We start from the raw sequence: 25,044 nt of genomic DNA, 5'->3' as shown, positions 1-25,044 counted from the left end.
GTCCCTTAAACCCAAAAAAATATTATATTAGTGTAACATTATATTTAATTTTTGTTTCGATATGCTCTTCATCTGCCTCCTGTAATTTCCTTTTTGAGCATTTCTGGTTTATTGCAAACATAAGTAAATGCCTCCCCAGTAATTTCTTTTTGATGAACAGTAACGATCTTTCGGACATATAAATTATCAATGCCGTTTTGGTAATGGTCAGCAAATCCATCTAAAATCAACAAATCCGCAAATGGTACAGCATATAGTTCTCCATACACTTTTTATGATCAGCTAATATTAAAAATGGATAATCAATGTTTCCATCGTATAATTTTCCATGTACCCAAGCTTCTTCTGTCAGACACGGAAAATTTTCTACCATATAATGATTTATTTCTTCTTTTAGCAAAGCCTCCTAGACATGTTTCTCATCCAGAAAACTCCTTAGCTATTGGTTCGAATCAACACTTTTTGTGCGATTTCAAATACTATTCTATTATAAAAAGATACAGGGAGTTTCCGGTAGTAGAAACTCCCTGTATCTATATTTAGCAAAGTAATTAAGCTTCAAACAATAGGGACTCAGGATCTTCTAGTAGATCTTTTATTCTTGCTAGGAATGTAACTGCTTCTTTCCCATCAATGATACGGTGATCATAAGAAAGAGCCAAATACATCATTGGTCGATTTTCCATTTTCTCTGCATCGATCGCTACAGGTCGCAGCTGGATTTTATGCATTCCAAGTATACCGACCTGCGGTCCATTAAGAATTGGAGTAGATAACAAGGAGCCAAAAACACCGCCGTTTGTAATAGTAAATGTCCCACCCTGTAAATCGCTTAAAGATAGTTTGTTACTTCTTGCTTTACTTGCAAAGTCTAATATTTCACTTTCTATTTCAGCGAAGTTTTTACGGTCAGCATCTCTTAAGACTGGTACCACAAGCCCTTCATCTGTTGATACAGCAATACCAATATCATAATATTTTTTTAAGACAATTTGGTCACCTTGGATTTCAGCATTTAATAATGGTGCTTTCTTTAGAGCTGCTACGACAGCTTTTGTAAAGAAAGACATAAAGCCCAGCTTCACATCATTCTCTTTTTGAAATGCATCTTTTCTACGATTTCTTAATGCCATAATATTAGTCATATCAACTTCATTAAAAGTAGTTAGCATTGCCGTATTTTGTTTAACCTCTAATAATCGATTAGCGATCGTTTGTCTTCTTCTTGTCATTCTCACTCTTTCCACTCGATTATCTGATTCTACAGCAGGTGCTTCCTTTTCCACTTTCGGCGTTTGGGCTGACTGTGGTGAAACTGATGAAGCCGCCTTTTGATCATGTGCTGCAACATCTTGGGCTCTTACTCTTCCTAATGGATCATTCGTTTGGACTGCTGTTAAATCGATTCCTCGCTCTCTTGCCAGCTTGCGAGCAGCAGGTGAAGCAATTGGATGTTGTTTATTAACTAGTTCTTCTTTTTGTTCTTTTGGCTCTTCTGCACTTGGAGTTTCTGGTTCAACCTTTTCAACTTTTTTTTCTTCTGCTGTCTGTGGTTCTTCAGCAGCTCCTTCTGCATTTACTATCGCAATTGTTTCACCAACTTGAACAGTATCTCCTTCATTTGCTTTTAATTCTTGAATGATTCCACTTTCTTCTGATATAATTTCCACATTTACTTTATCTGTTTCCAATTCAACAATATAGTCGCCCTTTTCCACATATTCCCCTGTTTTCTTTAACCATTGCGCTACAGTTCCTTCGGTGATTGATTCAGCTAATTCTGGTACCTTAATCTCTGCCATTTTAATTTTCCCCCTCAATTCATTCCATAGTCAATGCTTCATTTATGATTCTTGCTTGATCTTTACGATGAACAATTGGATCCCCTTCAGCAGGACTAGATCTTCTTCTTCTACCAACATATTGTAAGGAAATAGAATTGGAAATTAGCTTTCTAATTCTTGGTTCCATAAAGCTCCATGCTCCCATATTCTTTGGTTCTTCTTGCACCCATACTACCTCTTTTAAATTTGGATAGCGTTGAATAATTTCTGTTAGCCTCTCTTCTGGGAAAGGATAAATTTCTTCAACTCTTGCAAGATGGATTGCTTCTCCATTTTCAAGCTTTTTGTGTGCTTGATATAAGTCAATCGAAATTTTACCTGTAGATAGAACTAAGCGTGTAACAACATTGTCATTTTCACCAGTATTATCTACTTCCAAAACAGAATGAAAAGCACCTTCACTGAATTCTAATCCATTAGAAGCAACATCAGCATTACGCAGTAAGCTTTTTGGTGTCATAATAACTAAAGGTCGTACTTCTTCTTTGTTTAAAATTGCTGCCTGTCTTCTTAAAATATGAAAGTACTGAGCAGATGATGATAAGTTTGCAACAGTCCAGTTATTTTCAGCTGCTAAAATTAAGAATCGCTCCAATCTTGCACTTGAATGCTCTGGTCCCTGTCCTTCATAACCATGTGGCAAAAGCATAACTAAACCAGATTTTTGTCCCCATTTCGCTCTGCCAGCTGCAATAAATTGGTCAAACATTACTTGTGCTGCATTAGCAAAATCACCAAATTGCGCTTCCCATAACACAAGTGTTTCGGGAGCATGAACATTGTAACCGTACTCAAATCCTAATACAGAACCTTCAGACAACGGACTGTTATGAACAGCAAATGATGCTTTCGCTTTAGATAAGGTATGTAAAGGTGAATACTGGTTGCCAGTTACATAGTCATGTAAAATAATATTACGATGAGCAAACGTACCACGTTCCGAATCCTGCCCAGAAAGTCGGATTGGTGTTCCGTCTTCTAAAATCGTTGCAAAAGCCAATGTTTCCGCTAAAGACCAATCGATCTTACCTTCTCCTTCCAATGCAGCATTTCTCCGCTTTAAAACTTTTCCTAATTTATCAAAAACTTGAAATTGAGATGGATAGGAAAGCAACTCATTATTTATATGTTTTAATTGATCAATCGGAACAGCCGTATTAACATTCGGCAATTGTCGCTCCACAGAATTAGGCGGATTAGTAATAACCGGATCTTCATTTTTCTTCGGTACTCTATCATGTGCTTCTTTAAGTTTTCTTGTAACTTCTTCTTTCAAAGCTTGGATTTCTTCTTCTTTTATCACATCCTCCGCAACTAGCTTTTCCCCGTACAGCTTAGTAATGGTTGGATGTTCGTGAATTAACTTGTACATTAATGGATTTGTCGTCATTGGTTCATCCATTTCATTATGACCATATCTTCTATAGCCAATTAAATCGATTAAAAAGTCCTTCTTAAACTTCTCTCTGTATTCGATAGCTAGTTTTGCAGCTTTTATACATGCTTCTGGATCATCTGCATTAACATGGATTATTGGAATCTCAAATCCTTTTGCAAGATCACTAGCATATCTAGTAGATCTCGAATCACTAGATTCTGTTGTAAATCCAATTGTATTGTTAGCAATAATATGGATCGTTCCACCTGTTCGATAACCCTTTAATCCTGTTAAATTTAAAGTCTCCGAAACAATTCCTTGCCCAGGAAAAGCAGCATCTCCGTGGATTAGAATAGCTAGTGATTTAGTAGAATCTTCCTCTGGAAACCCAGGTTTTGTTCTGTCATCCTGTGACGCTCTAGTAAATCCTTCTACTACTGCACCTACAAACTCAAGATGACTTGGATTATTTGCAAGAGTCAGCCGAACATTTGAAACATTATTTGATTTAATTTGTCGATCTAAGCCTAAATGGTATTTTACATCCCCAGTCCAGCCAAAGCTAATACCTATGGACCCTTCAGATGGTACCAACTGTTTATTAGGAGCATGCTGAAATTCTGCAAATATCATTTCATAAGGCTTTTCTAATACATGTGCTAACACATTTAATCGCCCTCTATGCGCCATTCCTATATTAATATTTTGAGCACCATTTACTACTGATTCAGATATAATCTTATCTATCATCGGGACCATTGTATCAAGACCTTCAATCGAAAATCTCTTTTGACCGACATATGTTCTATGTAAAAAACTTTCAAATTCTTCTACTTCTATTACCCTTTTTAGAAGCTTTCTTTTTAACTCTCTATGACATGCTGGTTTTAAGCTCCCTGATTCTACTTTAGACTGCAGCCAGTTTTTTTCTTTAATATCATTAACATGATAGTATTCAAATGCAATGGTCTTTGTATAAATTTCTTTTAAATATTGAACCGCTTCATAGCCATTTGATATATGGTTAGGAGCATCTGGACAAATTAAACGGGCTGGAATCTTTTCTAAATCTTCTTTCGTTAAATCAAAACGAGCTAAATCAAATAACTCATACTCTCTCTTATGATCCTTTAATGGATAAATATCAGCCGCCAAATGTCCATAGGCTCTTATCTTATTCACTAATGTTACTGCTGCAATAATTTTTTCAACTTGAACTTCGGATTGTAGAGATAAATGATTCGTGTTAGTTTTCTCTTGATTATCAATCGGGGGTCCCCATTGATCAAAATGCCTTTTCATTTCTTCATCAACTGAATTTGGATCTTGAACGTATTTCTCATAAAGCTCCATTACAAGCCCTAAATTCGGCCCATAAAATCTTGGTTGGTATGAGACTGTACCATCAGATGGCTTCTCCATGAAAATTTCCCTCCACCACTTTAATTATCATTTTTATCTTCCCTTTGTTATTGCGCTTTACACCTTGTAGTGAAAAAACTTTTTTAAAACGTTTACATTTCTATTCTATCATGGTTTAATTACAGCTTCAAAAGTTTTACACATTTTTATGGTAAAAAAAATAAAAATATTTTTTATCGGCCTTATCTTCAGAAAAAAAACAATCTTACTAGTAATCTTATGCAGCATAAAATTTTACATGACAAAGGAAAAGAATGTGAAATATAATTAACTTGGATAAAAAAAGCCAGACAAACATTGTTTCATCTGTTTGTCTGGCTTAGTTAGTTGCTCTTAATATGAATACTTCAAAAGAAATTGCAGGCGCTTCGCTCAGGCTATATTCGGCGCCCTGCTCATCTTCCCCCTTTTTCTTTAGTAGTAACTATATATTAAAGCGAACAATTACTTTTGTTCCTTGACCAACCTTACTTTTAATTTCAATTGACCCATTATATAAGCTTACAATTTGCTTTGCGATGGCTAATCCAAGTCCTGTTCCACCTTGTTCTCTACTCCTAGCTTTATCTACTCGATAAAACCGATCAAATACTTTTTCAAGATGTTCTTTCGGTATTCCAATTCCATGATCGGTAATTTCTAGGATAAAATGGTTGCCTGTTTCATACGTATGCAGAAAAATATTTTTTTCATGTACAGAATATTTCACCGCATTATCAAGTAATATAGTAGTTATTTGCTGCAAATGTTGTTCAGATACCTCATAAAGATGGAGAGAGTCAAGCTTTACCTCGAAAGTAAAATCATCATGAAGCATTACAAAATCACGAATAGTATGCTCAAAAATCCACTTTACCCTCTCTGGCGTTAAATCTGACTCCATTCTATTTTGCTCTAATTTGGATAAGTCTAATAAACTGATAATTAGTTTTTTTAGTCGAGCAACTTCTTCAGTTGATGTTTGGAGTGACTCTTCTAATATATCTTGATTATTCTTCCCCCATCTATTCAGCATGGAAAGATGACCCTCTAAGACAGAAACCGGTGTTCTCAATTCATGGGAAGCGTCTTCAATAAATTGTTTTTGCTGCTGAAAGGATTGTTCAATCACATCCATCATCTCATTGAAAATATGAGATAAATCAGCGATTTCGTCCTTTTGAGGATAGACTGGCATCCTTTCCTTAAAACCACTGTTTTTAATTTTTTTCATTGTTTTTGTCATCGAATTAATTGGTCGTAATAATAAATAGGAAATAAAATAACCAATAAGGGCACTGATAATTAGTGCAGCAATTGCAAACATTGTCATGGCAAACCATAAGTGTTCTCTCACTTTATCTAAGGATTCCAGGGAACGAATAATTTCTACTCTGCCATTAAATGCTTTTGTCTTAATTTCCTTACTATAAACTAATGAATTATGATCTCCAATTGAAATATAATGAAACTGTTCATCATTATATATTTGATTTGGCTCAATAATTGGGAAATCTCCATTCATATCTGCAAGGATGGCTTGTCCATTTTTATCTAAAATACGAATAAGCTGGTTATCGTTATTGAGTTTTTCTAATAAAGTGACATTTGCAGTGATTTCTTCGTCTGTAGGATGCTTTTCTTGCAGGTTCAATTGTTTAACAACTTGATTCATTGTTTGTTTTACATCTGTTTCTTCCTGATTTAATAACCAAGAAGAAACAGTGTGAAATTCAAAAAAGGAAAAAATAGAATAAGTTAAAAAAATACTAAATGATAATCCAAGCGTTAATTTCCATTTCCAAGGTAAAAGAGATATTTTTTTTATCCATTTCATCTCATCACATATCCTATCCCTCTGACCGTTTCGATATATACTTCTTGTCCAGATGGATCAAGCTTATTCCTTAAATACCTAACATATACATCGATTACGTTTGTTTCTACTTCTGATTCATAGCCCCAGATTTTTTCTAATAATATATCTCTTGATAAGACAATATTAATATTGGTCATGAACATATAAAGCAAATCATACTCTCTTTTGGTTAAGGACAGAATCTCTTCTCCTTTTTTGGCGATATGTGATTCCACCTCCAGTGTAATATCTTTATAAGTCAACTTTGTCATAATTTGATTGGAAGTATTTGTTTGTGGCTCTATACGGCGAAATAATGCACGTAATCTAGCAAGCAGTTCTTCAATCGCAAATGGCTTAACCAAATAATCGTCTGCGCCACTATCTAATCCAGAAACTCGATCTAAAACGCTATCCCGTGCAGTTATCATTAATATTGGGGTGTTTTTTGTTTGACGGAGTCTTCTACATACTTCAATGCCATTTAATTCAGGCAGCATTAAATCTAATAAGATAATATCCCAATCTTCCTCTAGTGCCTTTTGAAGACCGCTTCTACCATCTGAGCAAACCTCTGTTTTATATCCTTCATATGTTAATTCTAACTCGATAAATCTCGATAAATTTTTTTCGTCTTCTATAATCAAAATTTTTTTCATTATACCACGCTCTCTATTTTACATAAGCAATGTTACAAGCGGAATGTTGAAATTTGATTTATAATGAAAGGAAATTTCAACAAAACTGCTTTAACCTGCCTAAAGATATGATTATTTTATCATGTTAGAAGCTTGATATACAAAATTTACCCCGTAATCTTTAATTTTGCTTCGAAAACATTGAATCCATAATAGCATGTGCCATTTCTACAAATTGAAATCCGAATAAAGACGCTGCAGTTATGGAACTAAAAACAATCATCGCAATGCGAAGAAAATGCATGTTTCATCTCTCCTTTGAATTGAACTTTTGCATGAAAGTATGGAGAATTATTATTCCATTCCCCATTAATACATATAGTAAGCACTTTTTCTGTTAACTTTATAAGTTAAAAAACTTTTCTAATGTGCTTAAGTGAATAAAACTTATGGTATACCTCTTTTTGTAAAAAAGCATGAAAGTAACATTAAAATTTGATGAGAAGAAAAAAATAAGGCATATAATTGATGGAATGAGCCATTATAATGTTAGAAACCTTTCGGATAACTATCAGCCCTGACAACAGATTTAGTACATTCATACGAAAGAATCGAAGTGATCATGAAGATATAATTATCTATATGAACAATCGTTAATTACTTTTCATTAAATAGAGAGTTTTTGGTAAGTTTAGGAGGTCGATCAATGAATATTGGACGTGCGATTGAAATTATGAATGCTGCAGATATGGTAGATGTTAGTTATCAAGGAGAAAAGATCATTATCCAGAATGTAAATGAAAAAACAAAAAAAGCAACTATCTATACGAAAACAAATCCAGATTACGAGTTAGATGTTGATGTGTACCAGCTTATCGAAGAAATGTGATGATATATTCACCTTTATTACAATAGGTAGAATATAGTTTCTTTTCAGAAATAACAAAATATTTCTTGCCAACAAACGAAATATATAGTAAATTAATAGTCAATTACATAAGTAATTCTTATCAAGAGAGGTAGAGGGAATGGCCCAGCGAAACCTCAGCAACCTTCAGTATTTTTACATACTGAAAAGGTGCTAATTCCATCAAGCATTTAAGCTTGAAAGATAAGAAGAATGACCATTAATAATCAAAGTCTTCTTCTTATAACGAAGAAGACTTTTTTCATGTCATTTTTCTTGACCACTTCTTGATTTGTTTTGATTACATAAAAATTCCAAATATGAGAATAGGAGAGTTATAGAATGTATAGTTTAGAAACAAAGTTAGCGCAAATTGGTAATAGAAGTGAAACAACTACTGGTGCAGTTAATCCGCCCGTTTATTTTTCCACTGCCTATCGTCACACAGGTATTGGAGAGTCGACTGGCTATGATTATACACGGACAGGAAATCCTACACGAGAAATATTAGAAAATGCAATTGCCGAATTAGAAGAAGGCGACCGCGGCTTTGCGTGTAGTTCAGGAATGGCAGCAATTCAAACAATCCTTTCCCTTTTTCAAAGCGGTGATGAATGGATTATTTCTAAAGATTTATATGGCGGCACATACCGTCTATTAGAACAAGGTTATAAAAAATGGGGCCTTCGATGTACGTACGTTAATACTTCAGATACAGATGCTGTGCGTGCGGCCATCTCCTCAAAAACAAAAGCAATCTTCCTTGAAACTCCTACGAATCCTTTAATGGAACAAACGGATATTTCTGTGATTGCTTCCATCGCAAAAGAACACAATATTCTGCTTATTGTTGACAATACATTTTATACTCCTATTATCCAACAGCCGATCCGTTTAGGTGCTGATATCGTTATCCACAGTGCAACAAAATATTTAGGTGGGCATAATGACGTTCTTGCTGGTCTTATTGTTGCAAAAGGAGAAGAGCTTTGTAATGAGCTCGCCTTACACCATAATTCTGCTGGAGCTGTTTTAAGTCCCTTTGATTCTTGGTTATTGATGAGAGGAATGAAAACACTGGCGTTAAGAATGGAAAAACATGAAGAGAATGCGAAAATACTGTCTACTTTTCTGCAAAAACATGAGGCTGTTGTAGATGTCCTCTACCCTGGTCGTGGCGGAATGATCTCGTTTAGAATCCAAAGTGAATCTTGGGTAAATCCATTTTTGCAAAGCTTAACGTTAATCTCATTTGCCGAAAGTCTTGGAGGGGTGGAAAGTTTTATTACATATCCTGCCACTCAAACTCATGCAGATATTCCACTAGAAGTCAGATTAGAAACTGGTGTCGATAATCGACTATTACGTTTTTCAGTTGGTATTGAAAATGCAAATGATTTAATCAAAGATCTAGATAAAGCTTTCTCTATTGCAAAGGGAATTGCACAGGAGGTAACAATATGACAACATCATATACATTTGAAACAAAATTGCTTCATAATAAACATAAATTCGATCCAGACACTGGAGCTGTCAGCGTGCCAATTCAGCACGCTTCCACCTTTCACCAAAAGGATATTGATGAATTTGGAAAATATGATTATAGCAGAAGCTTAAATCCGACAAGAGAAGCACTAGAAGAAGTGGTGGCAGAATTAGAAGAAGGAACGCATGGCTTTGCCTTCTCTTCTGGAATGGCTGCAATTTCAACTGCTTTTCTATTATTATCACAAGGTGATCATGTCGTTATTTCTGAAGATGTATATGGTGGAACATATCGTATGGTGACGACCGTATTGAACCGATTTGGAATCGATCATACCTTTGTAGATATGACGAATCTAGAAGAAGTTGAAGCAGCTATTTTACCAAACACAAAAGTGCTTTATGTAGAAACTCCTTCCAATCCTTTATTAAAAGTAACAGATATTGAAGCAATTAGCTTACTTGCCAAAAAATACAGTGCACTTACTTTCGTGGATAATACGTTTTTAACACCAGCCTTACAAAAACCATTAACGCTAGGTGCGGATGTTGTACTTCATAGTGCTACTAAGTTCTTATCTGGTCATAGCGATGTAATCGCTGGAGTAGCAGTAGTTAAAGATGCAGAGCTCGCAAAGCAAATTGGTTATTTACAAAATTCGTTTGGCGCAGTTCTTGGTGTTCAGGATTGCTGGCTACTCCTTAGAGGAATAAAGACCTTGCATGTTCGGATGAAGCATTCAAGTGAAGGGGCAAGAGTGATCGCAGAGCATTTGCAAAACCACCCATTAATAAAAAAAGTGCATTATCCAGGATTCGAAGACCACCCTCAATATGCGATCCAAAGAAAACAAGCGCTAAATCCAGGCGCGGTTTTCTCCTTTGAGTTATATTCAGAAGAAGCAATGCGTACTTTTGTAGAGAATGTAAAACTGCCTGTATTCGCCGTTAGTCTTGGTGCGGTTGAATCGATTCTATCCTATCCAGCAAAAATGTCTCATGCTGCGATGAATCCTTTAGCTAGAGCAGAACGGGGAATTACAGATTCCCTTCTACGTTTATCCGTTGGATTAGAAAATCCACTAGATTTAATCAATGACTTTGATATAGCTCTTAAGAAGACAGCAGAGTTACATTTTATTTAACTGGAGGCTTACAATGAACTTTCTCGATAGGCTAAAAAATGAAATCTTAATTGGTGATGGTGCTATGGGCACCCTCCTCTATTCTTATGGAAAAGATACATGCTTTGAATCTTTAAACCTTTCTCACCCTGAACAGATTGAGCAGGTTCATCAAGCATATATCCATGCCGGCGCAGATATTATCCAAACCAATACATATGCTGCCAACTATTTAAAATTACAAAGATACGGATTAGAAGATAACGTGAAGGAAATAAACAGCGCAGCCGTAAAAATTGCCAAAAAAGCCGTGGAAAATAAAAATGTAAATGTACTTGGTACAATTGGTGGAAATAGAGGAATGAAGCCTCAAGCTATTAGTTTAGAAGAGTTGAAGCGCAGTTTCCGTGAACAGCTTTACTGCTTGTTATTAGAAGATGTCGACGGCATTCTTTTGGAAACATTTTATGATTTGGAGGAACTCGAAACAGTCCTGGAAATTACGAAAAAAGAAACAGATATTCCAGTCCTAGCCCAGCTTTCCATACACGAAATAGGGATTTTACAAAACCAAATATCCCTTGCTTCTGCTTTCGATAGATTAGAGAATTTAGGTGCTGATATTATTGGGTTGAATTGCAGATTGGGACCACACCATATGATTGCTTCACTTGAACAAATACCATTACCGAGGAATGCATACTTATCTGCCTTTCCAAATGCTAGTTTACCAAGTTATATTGACGGAAAGTTCGAATATAAAGACAATGCGGAATATTTCCAAAGATCAGCAGAAGAATTTAGAAAGCAAGGCGTTCGACTTTTAGGAGGCTGCTGTGGAACAACACCTGAACATATCAGAAATTTCGCAAAAGTGTTGAAGGATGCCTCTCCTATTACAGAAAAAACAATTGAAACTAATAAGGCTGTTGTTGATTCTATATTGGAGCATTCCCCTCCCCCTAGGGATTACACCCCTTTGGAGGAAATTGTAAAAACCAGAGCTTCTGTTATTGTGGAATTAGATCCTCCAAGAAAACTAGATACGACGCGCTTCTTTGAAGGTGCAAAAAAACTTAAAGAAGAAGGTATAGATGCATTAACACTTGCAGACAACAGTTTAGCCTCTGCACGGATTTCCAATACAGCAATTGCTACATTAGTAAAGCAAAACATTGGGCTTCGCCCTCTCGTTCATATTGCTTGTCGGGATCGTAATATAATTGGTTTACAGTCTCACTTAATGGGACTACATACATTAGGAATTCATGATGTCCTAGCTATTACAGGAGATCCAGCTCGAGTTGGGGATTTTCCTGGTGCTTCTTCTGTCTATGATATGACTTCATTTGACTTAATTTCGATGATTAAGCAATTAAATGAAGGTCTCTCTTTCTCTGGGAAAAATCTAGGACAAAAAACGACATTTTCTGTTTCAGCTGCATTTAATCCAAATGTACGTCAGGTAGAAAAAGCGGTAAAACGGTTAGAGAAAAAAATAGAATGCGGTGCTGATTACATTATAACCCAGCCTGTTTACTCCGAACAAAAAATAATCGAATTATATGAAGCGACAAAACACATTGACACACCTATCTATATTGGTTTAATGCCATTAACAAGCAGTAACAATGCGGAGTTTTTACACAACGAGGTTCCTGGCATAAAAATAGATGACTCCATTCGGCGCACCATGGCACAATTTAAAGACAACCCAGTACAAGCAGCACAGCAAGGTCTCAAAATCACCAAATCTTTAATCGACACTGCAGCCAATTATTTTAACGGTATTTACTTAATAACACCGTTTTTGCGGTATGAGCTTTCTGTAGAATTAGCTCGCTATACGAAATTACGAACTGCTGCACTTAGGAGGACAACTGATGCAACAAACTTCATTAGCTGAACAGCTTAAACGAAAAATTATCATTATGGATGGCGCAATGGGAACAATGCTCCAGCGAGAGAACTTAACGGCAGCCGATTTTGGTGGAGAAGAATTAGAAGGATGCAATGAAAATCTTAATCTAACAAGACCAGATATTATCACGAAAATTCATGAATCCTATCTCCATGCCGGAGCAGATATTATTGAAACCAATACATTTGGTGCAACTAAAATTGTCCTAGATGAATATCATCTAGGACACATTGCTTACCAGCTAAATGTTAAAGCAGCAAAACTTGCCAAAGAAGCAGTCAGGAAATATTCTACACCTGATTGGCCAAGATTTATTGCTGGTGCAATGGGCCCAACAACGAAAACATTAAGTGTCACTGGCGGCACTACATTCGAAGAACTCATTTCTTCTTACGAAGAGCAAGCATTAGGATTAATCGACGGCGGTGTTGATCTTCTCCTTCTAGAAACAAGTCAGGATATGCTGAATGTTAAAGCTGGATTTTTAGGTATTAAACAAGCATTTACAAAAACTGGGAAAGAACTTCCGCTAATGATTTCTGGCACGATTGAACCAATGGGGACTACTCTTGCCGGACAGTCGATCGAAGCATTTTACATTTCCGTTGAACATATGCATCCTATCGCTATTGGCTTAAACTGTGCAACAGGCCCAGAGTTTATGCAGGATCATATTCGCTCACTTTCAAGTCTGTCTAAGTTTGCTGTTAGCTGTTATCCTAATGCTGGCTTGCCTGATGAAGAAGGAAACTATCACGAAACTGCCTCCTCTCTAGCCAATAAACTCGTTGGATTCGCAGAAGAAGGCTGGCTAAATATTGTTGGAGGCTGCTGTGGTACTACACCTGAGCATATTCGTGCAATTGCCGAAAAAATGAAAGAAATCTCCCCGCGAAAAGTTGCAGAAACTAATTTTCACATGGTTTCTGGAATTGAGCCCTTTATTTATGATGATCCTACATTAAGACCAATTATGGTTGGAGAACGGACAAATGTTATTGGTTCTAGAAAATTTAAAAGGTTGATAAAAGAAGGAAAATACGAAGAAGCATCAGAAATTGCCAGAGCTCAAGTCAAAGGCGGAGCCCATGTTATTGATATTTGCTTAGCAGATCCCGATAGAGATGAAATGCAAGACATGGAGCTTTTCATGAAAGAAGTTGTAAAAAAAGTCAAGGTACCACTTGTTATTGATTCAACTGATGAACAAGTAATAGAAAAGGCACTCTCCTACTCACAAGGAAAAGCAATCATTAATAGTATTAACCTGGAGGATGGCGAAGAAAGATTTCAAGCTATCGCCCCTCTCATCCATAAGTATGGAGCCGCTGTTGTTGTTGGAACTATTGATGAAGATGGCATGGGAGTTACTGTAGAGAAAAAACTACAAATAGCAAAGCGATCATATGATTTGTTAACGAAAAAATATCAAATTAATGGTCAAGACATAATATTTGATCCCCTTGTCTTTCCTGTAGGAACGGGAGATGAACAGTACATCGGCTCAGCATTAGCGACAGTTGAAGGAATTAAGGAAATAAAGCAAGCATGCCCGGACGTCCAAACTATTCTTGGCATAAGCAATGTTTCCTTTGGTCTCCCTCCTGTCGGTCGAGAAATATTAAATAGTGTCTTTCTTTATCACTGCACACAAGCAGGCCTTGACTACGCAATCGTTAATACAGAAAAATTGGAAAGATTTGCGTCCATTAGTAAAGAAGAAATTGAATTAGCTGAAAAGCTATTATTTGAAACAACAGATGAAACGTTGGCTATTTTTACGGACTTTTATCGAGATAAGAAAAAAGAAAAGATCAATTCACTTGAAAATTTAACATTAGATGAACGGTTAGCTTATTATGTTGTTGAAGGAACAAAAGAAGGATTAATAGCTGATTTAGCCATTGCACTTACTACATATAGTGCCCCACTAGATATTATTAATGGTCCTCTTATGGATGGAATGAAGGAAGTTGGCCGCTTATTTAATGATAATCAGCTAATTGTCGCAGAAGTGCTGCAAAGCGCAGAAGTAATGAAAACGGCTGTTTCCTTTTTAGAAGGATATATGGACAAAAATGTTTCTACCTCTACTAAAGGGAAAGTTATTTTAGCAACTGTTAAAGGAGATGTTCATGATATCGGCAAAAATCTCGTTGATATCATTCTCTCTAATAACGGATATGAAGTGATTGATCTCGGCATCAAAGTTCCCCCAGCAGATTTAGTTTCTGCTATTAAAAAGGAACAACCAAATATTGTTGGCTTGTCTGGCTTACTTGTCAAATCGGCACAACAGATGGTACTAACAGCTGCAGACATGAAACAAGCTGGCATAGAAGTTCCTATCTTAGTAGGCGGAGCAGCATTATCAAGAAAATTTACCGACACAAAAATTTCACGTGAATATGATGGATTAGTGTTATATGCAAAAGATGCTATGAATGGCTTATCTCTTGCAAATCAGCTGACTAATAAAGACGAATTCGATTTGCATAAACAGGAACATGAAAAGAAAAAGCAATTACTTTCAGCTAGTCCTGTAAAAGAATATACAAAACCTGTTATCACTGGTATTAAAAGAAAAACTGTTAACACAGATGCTCCCGTCTTTGTCCCGCAAGATATCAAAAGACATATATTAACGACTTATACGACTAGTCATATTAAACCATATATTAATAAACAAATGCTCTTAGGTCACCATTTAGGAGTTAAAGGAAAAATTGATGTTTTGCTAGAAAAGAAAGACGATAAAGCTGTCCAATTAAATAATATGATTGAACAACTGTTAAATGAGGCTGAACAAAATAATTGGATACTGCCAAAAGCGGTTTATCGCTTCTTCCCTGCTCAATCAGATGGCAACAAGATCTATATCTATGATTCAAAAGACAAAACGAAAATAATCGAAACCTTTGATTTTCCAAGACAAGAAAGAGAACCATTTTTATGCTTAGCAGACTATCTAAAATCAGTGGATAGTGGAGTGATGGACTATGTTGCTTTTTTTGCTGTAACAGCTGGTACTGGTATACGGGAAGCAGGAGAACAGCTAAAACGAGATGGAAGATTTCTTGAATCCCATGCCCTTCAATCCCTTGCACTAGAAACAGCTGAGGGGTTAGCAGAATTAATTCATCGTCAAATTAGAGATAGATGGGGATTCCCTGACCCGGCAACTTTTACAATGAAGGATCGCTTTACAGCAAAATATCAAGGACAAAGATTTTCATTTGGATATCCAGCTTGTCCTGAATTGGAAGACCAGAAAAAATTGTTCAGCTTATTGTCACCCGAAGATATTGGCATAACCTTGTCAGAAGAATGTATGATGGAGCCAGAGGCATCTGTTTCAGCAATGGTATTTGCCCATCCAGATGCACGTTACTTTAACGTCTTATCCAGCAATTCCTATTAATATTATTCTCTAGTAAGATGTTTACTAACTTCAAAAATCCAATCCAGCTGATAGCAAAACTGGATTGGATTTTTCTTTCCTCTGTCTGTGTTCATTTTTTAACTGTAAAATACTATTTATAATTATCCTATTTTTATCCTTTTAGTTCTATATACATTCTTAATATTATGATAAACTTACAATTAACTATTTTCAGAAAGCAGAAAGAAGGTTATACAATGATTCGAGAACTTACAGAGCAAGATCATGCTGAGGTAATGAGATTTTTGCTTCAAGACCCTTCAATGAATCTTTTTATTATTGGCGATATTGAGGCATTCGGGTATCATTCTGCATTTCAAAAACTTTGGGGAGAATTCCATAGTGGAGAGATAAAAGCAGTACTTCTCAAATATTTTGAAAGCTATATATTTTACGCTGTCGATAAAGATCATTTTGATGTCCAAGCTTTTGCAGCTATAATGGAAACCAATACGAATCCAGTAACCTTATCAGGAAGAGCTGATTTAGTAGAAAAATTTGAAAAGCTTCCCTCTTTAAATTTAGGAAAGAAAAAAGTGACTTATTTTGCTCAATGCGGCAAAAAGCGAGAGATCAAACAAATAGATATGATCAAAAAGGCTACCCTTGATGATATTGATCGCATTGTCACATTACGGAATTCTCTTGCTGAATTTACTACTACAGAAGATTCGAAAAATATGCTCAAGAAAGCGATCGAGTCTCAAACCGGGCGGACATATTTTCTGGAAAACGATAAAGGAGAAATTATATCAACGGTCTCCACTACGGCCGAAAATTCCCATTCAGCAATGATTGTCGGCGTCTGCACACATAAAGGCTACAGGAATAAAGGATTGGCAAGTAAGCTAATGACGGCTCTTATTAATGATATATTAGACGACAAACAGTTTGTCTGCTTATTTTACGATAATCCTGACGCTGGTAAAATTTATAAAAAAATCGGCTTTGAAGATATTGGATTATGGACTATGTATCGCTAAATCCTTCCGATATTTCCCAAATGATTCCTAAGATATTTTCCACCTAACACGTATGAAATAATCTAGAAAACGAACTATTCTAATATGAAACAAAATAAAAAGCCAAACAATTATACGAAGTTGCGTATAATTGTTTGGCTTTGTTATCCCTATTATAAATGAATGGTTGCAGCTAGCCTCTTTACCTTATCAAGGGACAATAACTGCGTCTATTTATCACTCATACTTCCCAATCGATTAACTTATTTAAGCAATAATTCTAAATCAGTAAAAAGAGAAATCATTTTCTGCAGTTGTCTCCATTCCTTTGATTGCATATTCACTAAATCGACCGTATAAGTCGAGGTTACAGTAACCAATCGGGCAGTACATTTAACCGTTTCAATTCCTAGCAGCTCTTCTTCCCAATCCCACATTTTCAAGCGATATAATTCCATCCTTAAAGCATCAAACTCTTCCGGTTCAATTTTATTAAAAACCGGAGGAATCACAATTGGAAACTGACTCCATTCTTGAATTAAGTAGTTGCGAAGATCAAAATCGATATGAATACTGAAAGAATGTTCTTGATTTACTTTATATTCAACAATTAGTTTTGTAATTTCTTTTTCTGGGTGAATGGATACTATATCATCGTAAACCTCAAACAAGTCTTTTTTTCGAGAAAGTACAGACTTTATGGAGGACATAGAAATAGGTGTTTCTTCCTCTCCTAAATAACTATTTAATTCATTAAAAATAGCGGAAAGGGTTGTCGGTCCTTTTTGTTGCAAAACATCAATTATTTTTTCGTACAATGTGCTCATCTGAATTTCCTCCACTATTTAAATCTACCTATTGATGACTGCTTGTCCCATTATCTTATCGCAAATTCCAAAAATATTCCATACCTAGTGTGTATAAAAACTATTCCCACTATTTTCTTACAAAAAAAGATAAGTTACGATAATTGTTCGTGTTGTCTGCCGGTTAATCGATTCATCTCCTCAAAAATGAAATAACTCATTTTCTTGTAACCTTCAGCATTTAAATGAATTCCATCATCACTGATAAAATCAGCAATATTCCCAGCCTTTTTAAGAGCTGAGCGAACATCAATACTTGGAAGATTTAATTGCTCAATTAATTTGTTTAAATGAAAATTATATAAACCATGCCAATGCTCTATCCCACCACAGCAGCTAATCCAATGACTAATAGTTGTCCCATATCTTTCTGCAATTGATTTATAATATCTTACTGGATCAAGTGGTGGCAAAGTTAACAATATTGGCGTGATATTAGATTGCTTCATTTTTGTGACCATTTGAGCAATGTTTTCGATATATTGATTTATCGGAACAATCGGCTCATGATTACTATCAGGATCTTCGGCTACTTCTTGCCATTGAAAATTGCAATCATTCCCACCAACGTTTAATAAAACATATTTCGGCTCCTCAGAAAGAACATCCTTCTCTAGTCGCTTCAGTAATAAATCAGAATTGTCATTAAATACACCTTTATTTAAGACAATCGTATCATCCGAATTATTTAAGGCAAATAATTTTCCAAGCAAAGCGGGATAATTATCTTTAATAATTCTTATCCTACCTTTTACAAATGAGACACCTCTAGTTAGGCTATCTCCAAAACAGATAATTTTCATTTAACATCCCTACTTTTTTCATTCTATTACTATAACTTATTATAACAGAAAAAAGGTTGTGCGAGAAAATTTCAGGTTTTTCCAAAAATAGGTTGCAATTTGTGTTCCTGTCATGAAATAAGCAAACAAAAGGCTGTCTCCAAAAATTTGGAGACAGCCAAATCGCATTCGTATTAAGATTTTTGTCTATCTAAAACGATATTTTCTTCCTTCTTTTCTTCAGGAGCTGCTTGATTAGATGTTCTTAAAGGAATTTCTTTTAAGAAGAATACTAATAAAAAGGCAACAACTAATACGATGGTTCCAGTTAAGAATACCGTTGATAATGTATTTCCTAATGCATCTCTGATTCCTTGAATCATTTGTGCAAATATCGGTTGTACATCTGCGGGTAAATTTGCTTCTGTCTGTTCAAGTAATGGTTTATTCATCAATGCTTGTGGATTGGCGAAACCAACCATTTGCTCTGTTACTTTCGGATCTAATGTTGCTAAATCTTTCACTACTGGCAAGTTTTGCATCGTATCTTGCAAGTTTGTCTTTAGATTATTTGCCATAACGGTACCCATGACAGCAATACCAATTGTACCACCTAGATTACGGAATAATTGAGTGGAAGCAGTTACTACTCCCAATTCTTTATGGGAAACGGCATTTTGGGTAGCAATTGAAAATACCGGCATACCAATACCTAATCCCAAACCAAACACAATCATACTTAAAATCGCCATTGGTACACTATTCATAAAGATCATAATGGCCATACCAGCGATCATTGTTGGAACTCCGATTAATGCAAAACGTTTATATTTCCCTGTTTTTGAAATTAACTGACCGATAATGGTACTGGAGATAACCATAACAATAGACATCGGCATTGTTACATAACCAGCATAAGTAGGAGAAATCCCTAATACCCCTTGAACAAAGAAAGATAGATAAATCATGGCACCCATCATTCCAAAGTTCATAATAAAACCAATTATATTAGAAACAGTCACAATATTATTTTTGAATAGATGTAATGGTAAAATTGGATTTTTTGCTTTCTTTTCCACCAATACAAACACAATAGCAAAAACAATACTAGCTGCAATCAATCCGAGAATTTGTACAGATCCCCATGCATACTCTGTTCCTGCCCATGAAAAGGCCAATAATAATGGAACAATAGCAACAGTCATAAATAAAGATCCAATATAATCAATACTTTGTTTTCCGTTTCCTTCAACTTTAGGGAATAGTGCCATAATCATACCGAAAGCAATAATACCGATTGGTAAGAAAATCCAGAATAACCAGTGCCAATCTAAATGATCAACTAAGTAGCCTCCTAATAGAGGTCCTAGAACACTGGAGAAACCAAATACAGCTGTTAATAATCCCATCCATTTTCCACGTTCACGAGGCGGGAATAAGTCACCAACTGCTGTAAAAGCGGAAGATTGAATAATACCAGCACCTATCCCTTGGATACCACGGTAGGCAATAAATTGAAATACATCATTGGAAGTACCTGTTAAGAAAGCACCAACCATAAATAATAATATCCCGATTAATAAAAACGGCTTACGTCCATACATATCGGATAGCTTTCCTACAAGAACTGTGGCAATTGTGGATGTAAGCATATAAATATTAATGGTCCATGTATAATAGTCCATCCCATCAAGGATAGAAATAATTTTCGGCATTGCAGTACTAACGATTGTTTGGTTAATCGCTGCAAAAAACATAGCTGCCATGATAGCTATCATAATTGACAGTTTTTTCTTGTGTGTTAAATGTTCCATTGCATTCTCTCTTTTCTTATAAAATTTTAGAAATTCTCGTTTAATAATTTAAAGATACGTTTTAAATGTTGAATATCTTCCTCTGTTAGCTTATGAAAGTGTTCCTTCATTTTATTCTGCTGCTCTTTTTTCATATTATTAACGATACTTCTTCCTTTATCGGTAATGGTAATATTGACCACTCTTCGATCAGTTTTTGATCGATCTTTTGTAATATAGTCTTCCGCCAATAGCTGATCGGTTATAGTTGTTACAGCAGCATTTGTAATGTGTACGCTTTTAGCAAGATCTGAAACATTTAGGGATCCTTCCTTATCTAAATGAAAAAGCAGTTTATATTGAGTAATATTTAAATCACTGCTATTTTTATTAAAATCACTAGTTATATTTTTAATAAAGTTGCCAAACATCGCTGCAACTTCAAAAAGCTCTTCGCCATTATGCACCTATCCCCCGTCCTTTCTAAAATTACTTAATAAATAAATGTTTAACTTCTTAATTATTAACCATTTAATAATATATAACTTAATTAATTACATGTCAATTATTTTTGTTTTATTGTTTTTTCCTCATTATATAAAAAAAGACTTTATCACAGTTTATGCTGCTTTTTTCGTACAAGAAGCTTTTAAATTATAGAAATTAAACTCTATTATGGTAATCGGAAAAGAATGTAAAAAGAGGGTTAAAACTAATGGCTTCAGATGTGTAATCTCGAACAACGTCTTGATTAAACGATTCAAAGAATCGGTAAAGGCTTTGTAATTAGCACTTGTACCATATTATTGGTAATGAGGAGAGGATAATAAAGTATTCTCTCCTCAGATATTTATAATCAGATTTACTCTCCTTCCTATCAAGAATCTTAGAGCATATTGGTGATCATTATTTCATTTCCTTTATTGTATTGGTTATATTCAATAAAAATCATTTATGAATTGCTTAAACAAGAAAAGAGGGTGGGGCAAAAGGATTTTACACAAAGAAAAACCGAACTATAATACAATAAAACATTGTAATAGTTCGATTTTTTTTCATTGATTTATCCTTTTTATAGCTAAAAAACAAGTTCGTTCCATTGCGCTCCAGTAACCAAATGATTATTCAGCTTTAAGCATAGTCTTTTTAGTTTTGTCCCAGCCCCTCATATAAAAAAACGATTTAAGAAAACATTTCACAATTGTTTAGTATTTCCTCTGCACTAAGTAAGGTTGCTTCTCCTATCCCCACATTATTGGTTTTTATGAAGGACTGTACTGCATGATACCCAACTGCATATCCCGCAAACGGTGATAGGCCAACAGGTTGATATCCCTGTTCTATTGCAATGGTGTCACCAAACATATAACTGCTAACCTCCGCAAATCCCTTAACATTTAATGCATCTTTTATTACTTCGATTGAGTATTCTAAATCCTCTTTATGAAAAGAAGTAACCCAAGGACCTAAATGTTTTTCTCCGTATAACTCTTTTGCAAATGACTCTGCTAAACCTTCTATTATTAGGTAATCTCCAACCGTAACATTACCATGATCCCAATCAAAATAAGAGAAACGGAGATTATGATGAAATTCATGTGCAATGACAGCAGGGATTTTAGGTATATTATAAGAGTTGGGGAAAATTGCCACTTGAATAAACCCAGGAATTCCCCCAAAGCCACAATAACCTTTTTGTAATTGTAGCTTTTTAGGATCAGCTATATACATTCCAAATTTCAATTCATCAGTATTTAATTTTAAGTTGTTCTCTTGTATAAAATCAACACAGTGATTTAAGGTATCATATGCCGTTTGAAGTGCTTGAATCTTCTCTAGATTCTCTAACGCTATCTTTCCGATTTCGGTTTTCGTAACATCAAGATACCCAAGCATTTTTGTAGCCAATATTACGTCATATCCATTAGATTGATTAGCTTTTAAAGGAACATTAATAGTATTCCACATTTTTTCAAAAGGTTTCATCATGGAATACCGAAAGTAGTTTTCTTTTTCATCCTCCATAGAGAACAACTTTTCATATTGCTCGGTTGTATTTTCGATTACTATTTTCATTGCTACCACCTTTTTTGATTATCTGAATACCAATTTATCAAAGTTTTTCGGTAAATCGTTAATATGGATTGTCTATCCATAAAGGGAACAGGATAGTATTTGGCAAGTTTTTCATTAAAAAAGCCATACCATTCTTTAATTTTACTTATACTTTTTTAGATTCGGGAGATAGATCACAAAGGGTGCAAGTTTATTGAAAATTATATCCCGCTTCAGCTACTCCTTTTACTCTCCTATCCATCTTTTTGTACCTCCTTCAACTGCTACTGTAAAGAATTACGCAACGTTAGTGTCAATAGTTAGAGGATATTTTTTATTAGATTTTCTATATGAATGGGGAAATTGTGACTATTATCCGATTAATGTTAGGTGTTTTCTTTTAAGTAGGAAATCTCAACCATAATCCGAATACCTTAAATAATAAAAAATGTCTCACTCGATCTTAAGAGGAGTAATCTATTCACTCCTCGAAGATCAAATAAGACATTCGCTGTTTTATATGTTTAGAAAGGGATTTTTCCATTCCATTAATACGGCATAATTTAAAGAATCTTCATCGTCCAGGTAGTTAGACAATATCGTTACTGGCGTTCTTCCGCATCGCAGCAAAAACGTTAGAACAGGGTCTTGCAATTTGCCTGCCATTACATAGTCCAAATATTTTGCGGGAGAAAGCTTTTCAGACACCTTCTTGTAACCTGGCATTCTTCCACTGCCCAGCAATCGTTCTATGCCTAAGTGTATAACTAAATAATAGGCACTTTGCATTAACACTTTACCTAGACCGAGCTTACGATATTTTGGCCGGATACTAATATCGACTACATATAAGGCATTTCCATTCTCATCATGTGTGGTAATATAGCCATTATCGGTTATTTCCTCCCATGTGTGCTGGGAATGTTCAGGATCATAAATTGTACGGAGACTTGTTAATGATCCAGCAAGTTCTCCCTCCACTTCCACACAGATTGCCCCTTGTGGGAAATAAGCAAGATGACTTGCTTATTGTTCATCGTTCCACCAGAGATCTTCTGGAAACGGGGCAGGAAAACATTCTGCTTGAATAGCCATTAGTTCGTTAAAATCCTTTTCTTGATAATTTCGGACCGTACATCGAATCGGTTTTTCCTCATCATAAAGAAAAAACTCACTAAAGATCATGCAGTAATCATCCTTCCACAGTCGAATTCCAGTCTGGATAAAGATCTGTTCTTCTATCTCTCCATGTTGTGACAGAACCTTTTTCTCTTACTTCATATAATAAGGAAAGATCTAAATCTGCTGTTACAATCATATCATTATTTAATTCCCCTTCAACGAGAATTCCTTGTGGGGGGAATGGGATATCATTAGGAGTAATGACTGCTGCCTGCCCAAAGTTGGCTCGCATAAAATCCACATTCGTTAAGCTTCCAATTGTTCCTGTTACAACTACATATACTTGATTTTCAATGGCTCTTGCATGACAAGTATAGCGAACACGATGAAAACCATGACGATCATCTGTACAAGAAGGACAAAAAATCACATCTGCTCCTGCTGCTTTTGCCATACGGACAATTTCTGGAAATTCAATATCATAACAAGTTAGAATGGCAATTTTTCCTTTCTCTGTATCAAAAATACGGAAGGAGTCTCCTTTTTCCATATTCCATTCATATTCCTCTGTAGGTGTGATATGAAGCTTTGCTTGTTCTTCTATTCTTCCATCTGGATAAAACAAATGCGCTACATTATATAATTTATCTTCTTTGCGAATGACATGAGTTCCACCGATAATATGCATTCCCGTTTGCACAGCAAATGATCTGAATAATTCCTGATATTGCTCCGTAAATCCTGGAAGCTCATTAATTGTTAAAGCGTTATTTTCATCTCCCATGGATAAAAGCTGTGTTGTAAAAAATTCAGGAAATAACACAAATTCCGCACCAAATTCAAGTGCTGTTCGAACATAATGCTCACATTGTTTAGCAAATTCTTCAAATGACTTAATGTTTTCTAATTTGTATTGTACGGCAGAAACTCTTATTTTCATCTTCCATCTCCCTTTATATGTTTATTTTATATCCTTATATAGGTAAAGCACTTTTTTATAAATGTGTTTAAAATCCTTAAAAACGATTATTCAAGATATGATTATGCGTTATTCTTCTATATTTTTCAATGGTTTCGCACTACTTTTTTATTGGAATTTACTATTTATATTTATGTTCTTAAAAAGATAGATGTTCATATTATTTTATGATAGTCCATTGTTTTGATTTTCGAAAAAAAAGGAATAGAAATAGAAGTTATAAAGCTTGCTGAAGGAGGGATTTTTATTGAGTATTTTCATTTTTGCATTCCTTGGTTTAATTTTGATAGAGGAATTGGTAGTGATTGGATTAAAAAGATACATAAATGGTGCGTTTAAAATAGAAAATTATTTTCTACGCCTTTATCAGACGTATAGAATAAAGGTTGATAGGAAAAAAGTTAGCTAAACATATGTTTGTGGTGGCTGGGATAGTAGTATTCCAGCCACCATCTATTTCCAAAACAAACATCCGTTGTTTCCTAAT

Annotated in this window: 19 protein-coding genes, 1 pseudogene and 1 riboswitch; of the genes and pseudogenes, 7 read left to right on the top strand and 13 right to left on the bottom strand. The window is 35.1% G+C overall.

Annotated elements, in window-relative coordinates; all coding sequences use genetic code 11:
- Window positions 1–68: 68 nt before the first annotated feature.
- The 6 genes from NST77_RS08160 to NST77_RS08135 all read right to left on the bottom strand — a co-directional run bounded on the left by NST77_RS08160 (window position 69) and on the right by NST77_RS08135 (window position 7,423).
- Window positions 69–269 (bottom strand): gamma-glutamylcyclotransferase, encoded by a 201-nt coding sequence (locus tag NST77_RS08160; protein ID WP_123259431.1) that lies wholly within the window; start codon window positions 267–269, stop codon window positions 69–71.
- Between the two features lie 282 nt (window positions 270–551).
- Window positions 552–1,802 (bottom strand): 2-oxoglutarate dehydrogenase complex dihydrolipoyllysine-residue succinyltransferase, encoded by a 1,251-nt coding sequence (gene odhB, locus NST77_RS08155; protein WP_095328741.1) that lies wholly within the window; start codon window positions 1,800–1,802, stop codon window positions 552–554.
- Window positions 1,803–1,821: 19 nt separating this feature from the next.
- Window positions 1,822–4,644 carry a 2-oxoglutarate dehydrogenase E1 component gene (locus NST77_RS08150; RefSeq protein WP_095328740.1) on the bottom strand — a complete coding sequence of 941 codons (2,823 nt, stop codon included), beginning with the start codon at window positions 4,642–4,644 and terminating at the stop codon, window positions 1,822–1,824.
- Between the two features lie 424 nt (window positions 4,645–5,068).
- Entirely contained in the window at window positions 5,069–6,460 is a 1,392-nt protein-coding gene (locus NST77_RS08145; RefSeq protein WP_095328739.1) for a HAMP domain-containing sensor histidine kinase, read from the bottom strand.
- Window positions 6,457–7,140 carry a response regulator transcription factor gene (locus NST77_RS08140; protein ID WP_123257663.1) on the bottom strand — a complete coding sequence of 228 codons (684 nt, stop codon included), beginning with the start codon at window positions 7,138–7,140 and terminating at the stop codon, window positions 6,457–6,459. The genes NST77_RS08145 and NST77_RS08140 overlap by 4 nt, the downstream gene beginning before the upstream one ends.
- 160 nt (window positions 7,141–7,300) lie before the next feature.
- A complete protein-coding gene (locus NST77_RS08135) occupies window positions 7,301–7,423 on the bottom strand; it encodes a hypothetical protein (RefSeq protein ID WP_268877103.1) in 123 nt (40 codons plus the stop codon).
- A gap of 402 nt (window positions 7,424–7,825) precedes the next feature.
- On the opposite strand from NST77_RS08135, the gene NST77_RS08130 reads away from it, so the two are divergent.
- From NST77_RS08130 to NST77_RS08105, 6 genes are all read left to right on the top strand, one after another.
- Complete coding sequence (locus NST77_RS08130) at window positions 7,826–8,008, top strand: H-type small acid-soluble spore protein (RefSeq protein WP_095328737.1); 183 nt, start codon at window positions 7,826–7,828, stop codon at window positions 8,006–8,008.
- 115 nt (window positions 8,009–8,123) lie between these two features.
- Window positions 8,124–8,237, top strand: a riboswitch (SAM riboswitch).
- Between the two features lie 131 nt (window positions 8,238–8,368).
- A complete protein-coding gene (locus tag NST77_RS08125) occupies window positions 8,369–9,490 on the top strand; it encodes a methionine biosynthesis PLP-dependent protein (protein ID WP_095328736.1) in 1,122 nt (373 codons plus the stop codon).
- Window positions 9,487–10,656 carry a cystathionine beta-lyase gene (gene metC / locus NST77_RS08120; RefSeq protein WP_163186891.1) on the top strand — a complete coding sequence of 390 codons (1,170 nt, stop codon included), beginning with the start codon at window positions 9,487–9,489 and terminating at the stop codon, window positions 10,654–10,656. The genes NST77_RS08125 and metC overlap by 4 nt, the downstream gene beginning before the upstream one ends.
- Before the next feature lie 13 nt (window positions 10,657–10,669).
- On the top strand, window positions 10,670–12,541 hold the full coding sequence (locus NST77_RS08115) for a bifunctional homocysteine S-methyltransferase/methylenetetrahydrofolate reductase (RefSeq protein WP_123257661.1): 1,872 nt from the start codon (window positions 10,670–10,672) through the stop codon (window positions 12,539–12,541).
- The gene (gene metH / locus NST77_RS08110; protein ID WP_341122885.1) at window positions 12,519–15,977 is read left to right on the top strand and encodes a methionine synthase; all 3,459 of its coding nucleotides are present in this window, start codon (window positions 12,519–12,521) and stop codon (window positions 15,975–15,977) included. Before NST77_RS08115 ends, metH begins: the two co-directional genes overlap by 23 nt.
- A 218-nt stretch (window positions 15,978–16,195) precedes the next feature.
- Complete coding sequence (locus NST77_RS08105; protein ID WP_341122884.1) at window positions 16,196–16,981, top strand: GNAT family N-acetyltransferase; 786 nt, start codon at window positions 16,196–16,198, stop codon at window positions 16,979–16,981.
- A 242-nt stretch (window positions 16,982–17,223) separates the two neighbouring features.
- Here NST77_RS08105 and NST77_RS08100 read toward each other — a convergent pair whose 3' ends face one another.
- The 7 genes and pseudogenes from NST77_RS08100 to NST77_RS08070 form a co-directional block, all read right to left on the bottom strand.
- Entirely contained in the window at window positions 17,224–17,787 is a 564-nt protein-coding gene (locus tag NST77_RS08100) for a hypothetical protein (protein WP_163186895.1), read from the bottom strand.
- Window positions 17,788–17,921: 134 nt separating this feature from the next.
- On the bottom strand, window positions 17,922–18,629 hold the full coding sequence (locus NST77_RS08095) for an SGNH/GDSL hydrolase family protein (protein ID WP_163186896.1): 708 nt from the start codon (window positions 18,627–18,629) through the stop codon (window positions 17,922–17,924).
- A gap of 173 nt (window positions 18,630–18,802) precedes the next feature.
- Window positions 18,803–20,422 carry an MDR family MFS transporter gene (locus NST77_RS08090; protein ID WP_163186898.1) on the bottom strand — a complete coding sequence of 540 codons (1,620 nt, stop codon included), beginning with the start codon at window positions 20,420–20,422 and terminating at the stop codon, window positions 18,803–18,805.
- A 26-nt stretch (window positions 20,423–20,448) separates the two neighbouring features.
- Entirely contained in the window at window positions 20,449–20,868 is a 420-nt protein-coding gene (locus NST77_RS08085) for a MarR family winged helix-turn-helix transcriptional regulator (protein ID WP_123259437.1), read from the bottom strand.
- Between the two features lie 715 nt (window positions 20,869–21,583).
- Window positions 21,584–22,477, bottom strand: a complete 894-nt coding sequence (locus NST77_RS08080; protein WP_163186900.1) for a DUF2268 domain-containing protein — start codon at window positions 22,475–22,477, stop codon at window positions 21,584–21,586.
- Window positions 22,478–22,972: 495 nt separating this feature from the next.
- A pseudogene (locus tag NST77_RS08075) lies at window positions 22,973–23,641 on the bottom strand (GNAT family N-acetyltransferase).
- A 7-nt stretch (window positions 23,642–23,648) separates the two neighbouring features.
- Complete coding sequence (locus tag NST77_RS08070; protein WP_095328726.1) at window positions 23,649–24,518, bottom strand: carbon-nitrogen hydrolase family protein; 870 nt, start codon at window positions 24,516–24,518, stop codon at window positions 23,649–23,651.
- Between the two features lie 286 nt (window positions 24,519–24,804).
- Here NST77_RS08070 and NST77_RS08065 point away from each other — a divergent pair, with 286 nt between their 5' ends.
- Window positions 24,805–24,966 carry a hypothetical protein gene (locus NST77_RS08065; RefSeq protein ID WP_163186902.1) on the top strand — a complete coding sequence of 54 codons (162 nt, stop codon included), beginning with the start codon at window positions 24,805–24,807 and terminating at the stop codon, window positions 24,964–24,966.
- Window positions 24,967–25,044: the final 78 nt, after the last annotated feature.

The organism is Niallia sp. FSL W8-0177, assembly GCF_038006285.1.
Classification (GTDB): Bacteria; Bacillota; Bacilli; order Bacillales; family Cytobacillaceae; genus Niallia; species Niallia circulans_A.
Note: the sequence above shows the minus strand (reverse complement) of the source record. Positions and strands in the feature narration are given on the sequence as shown.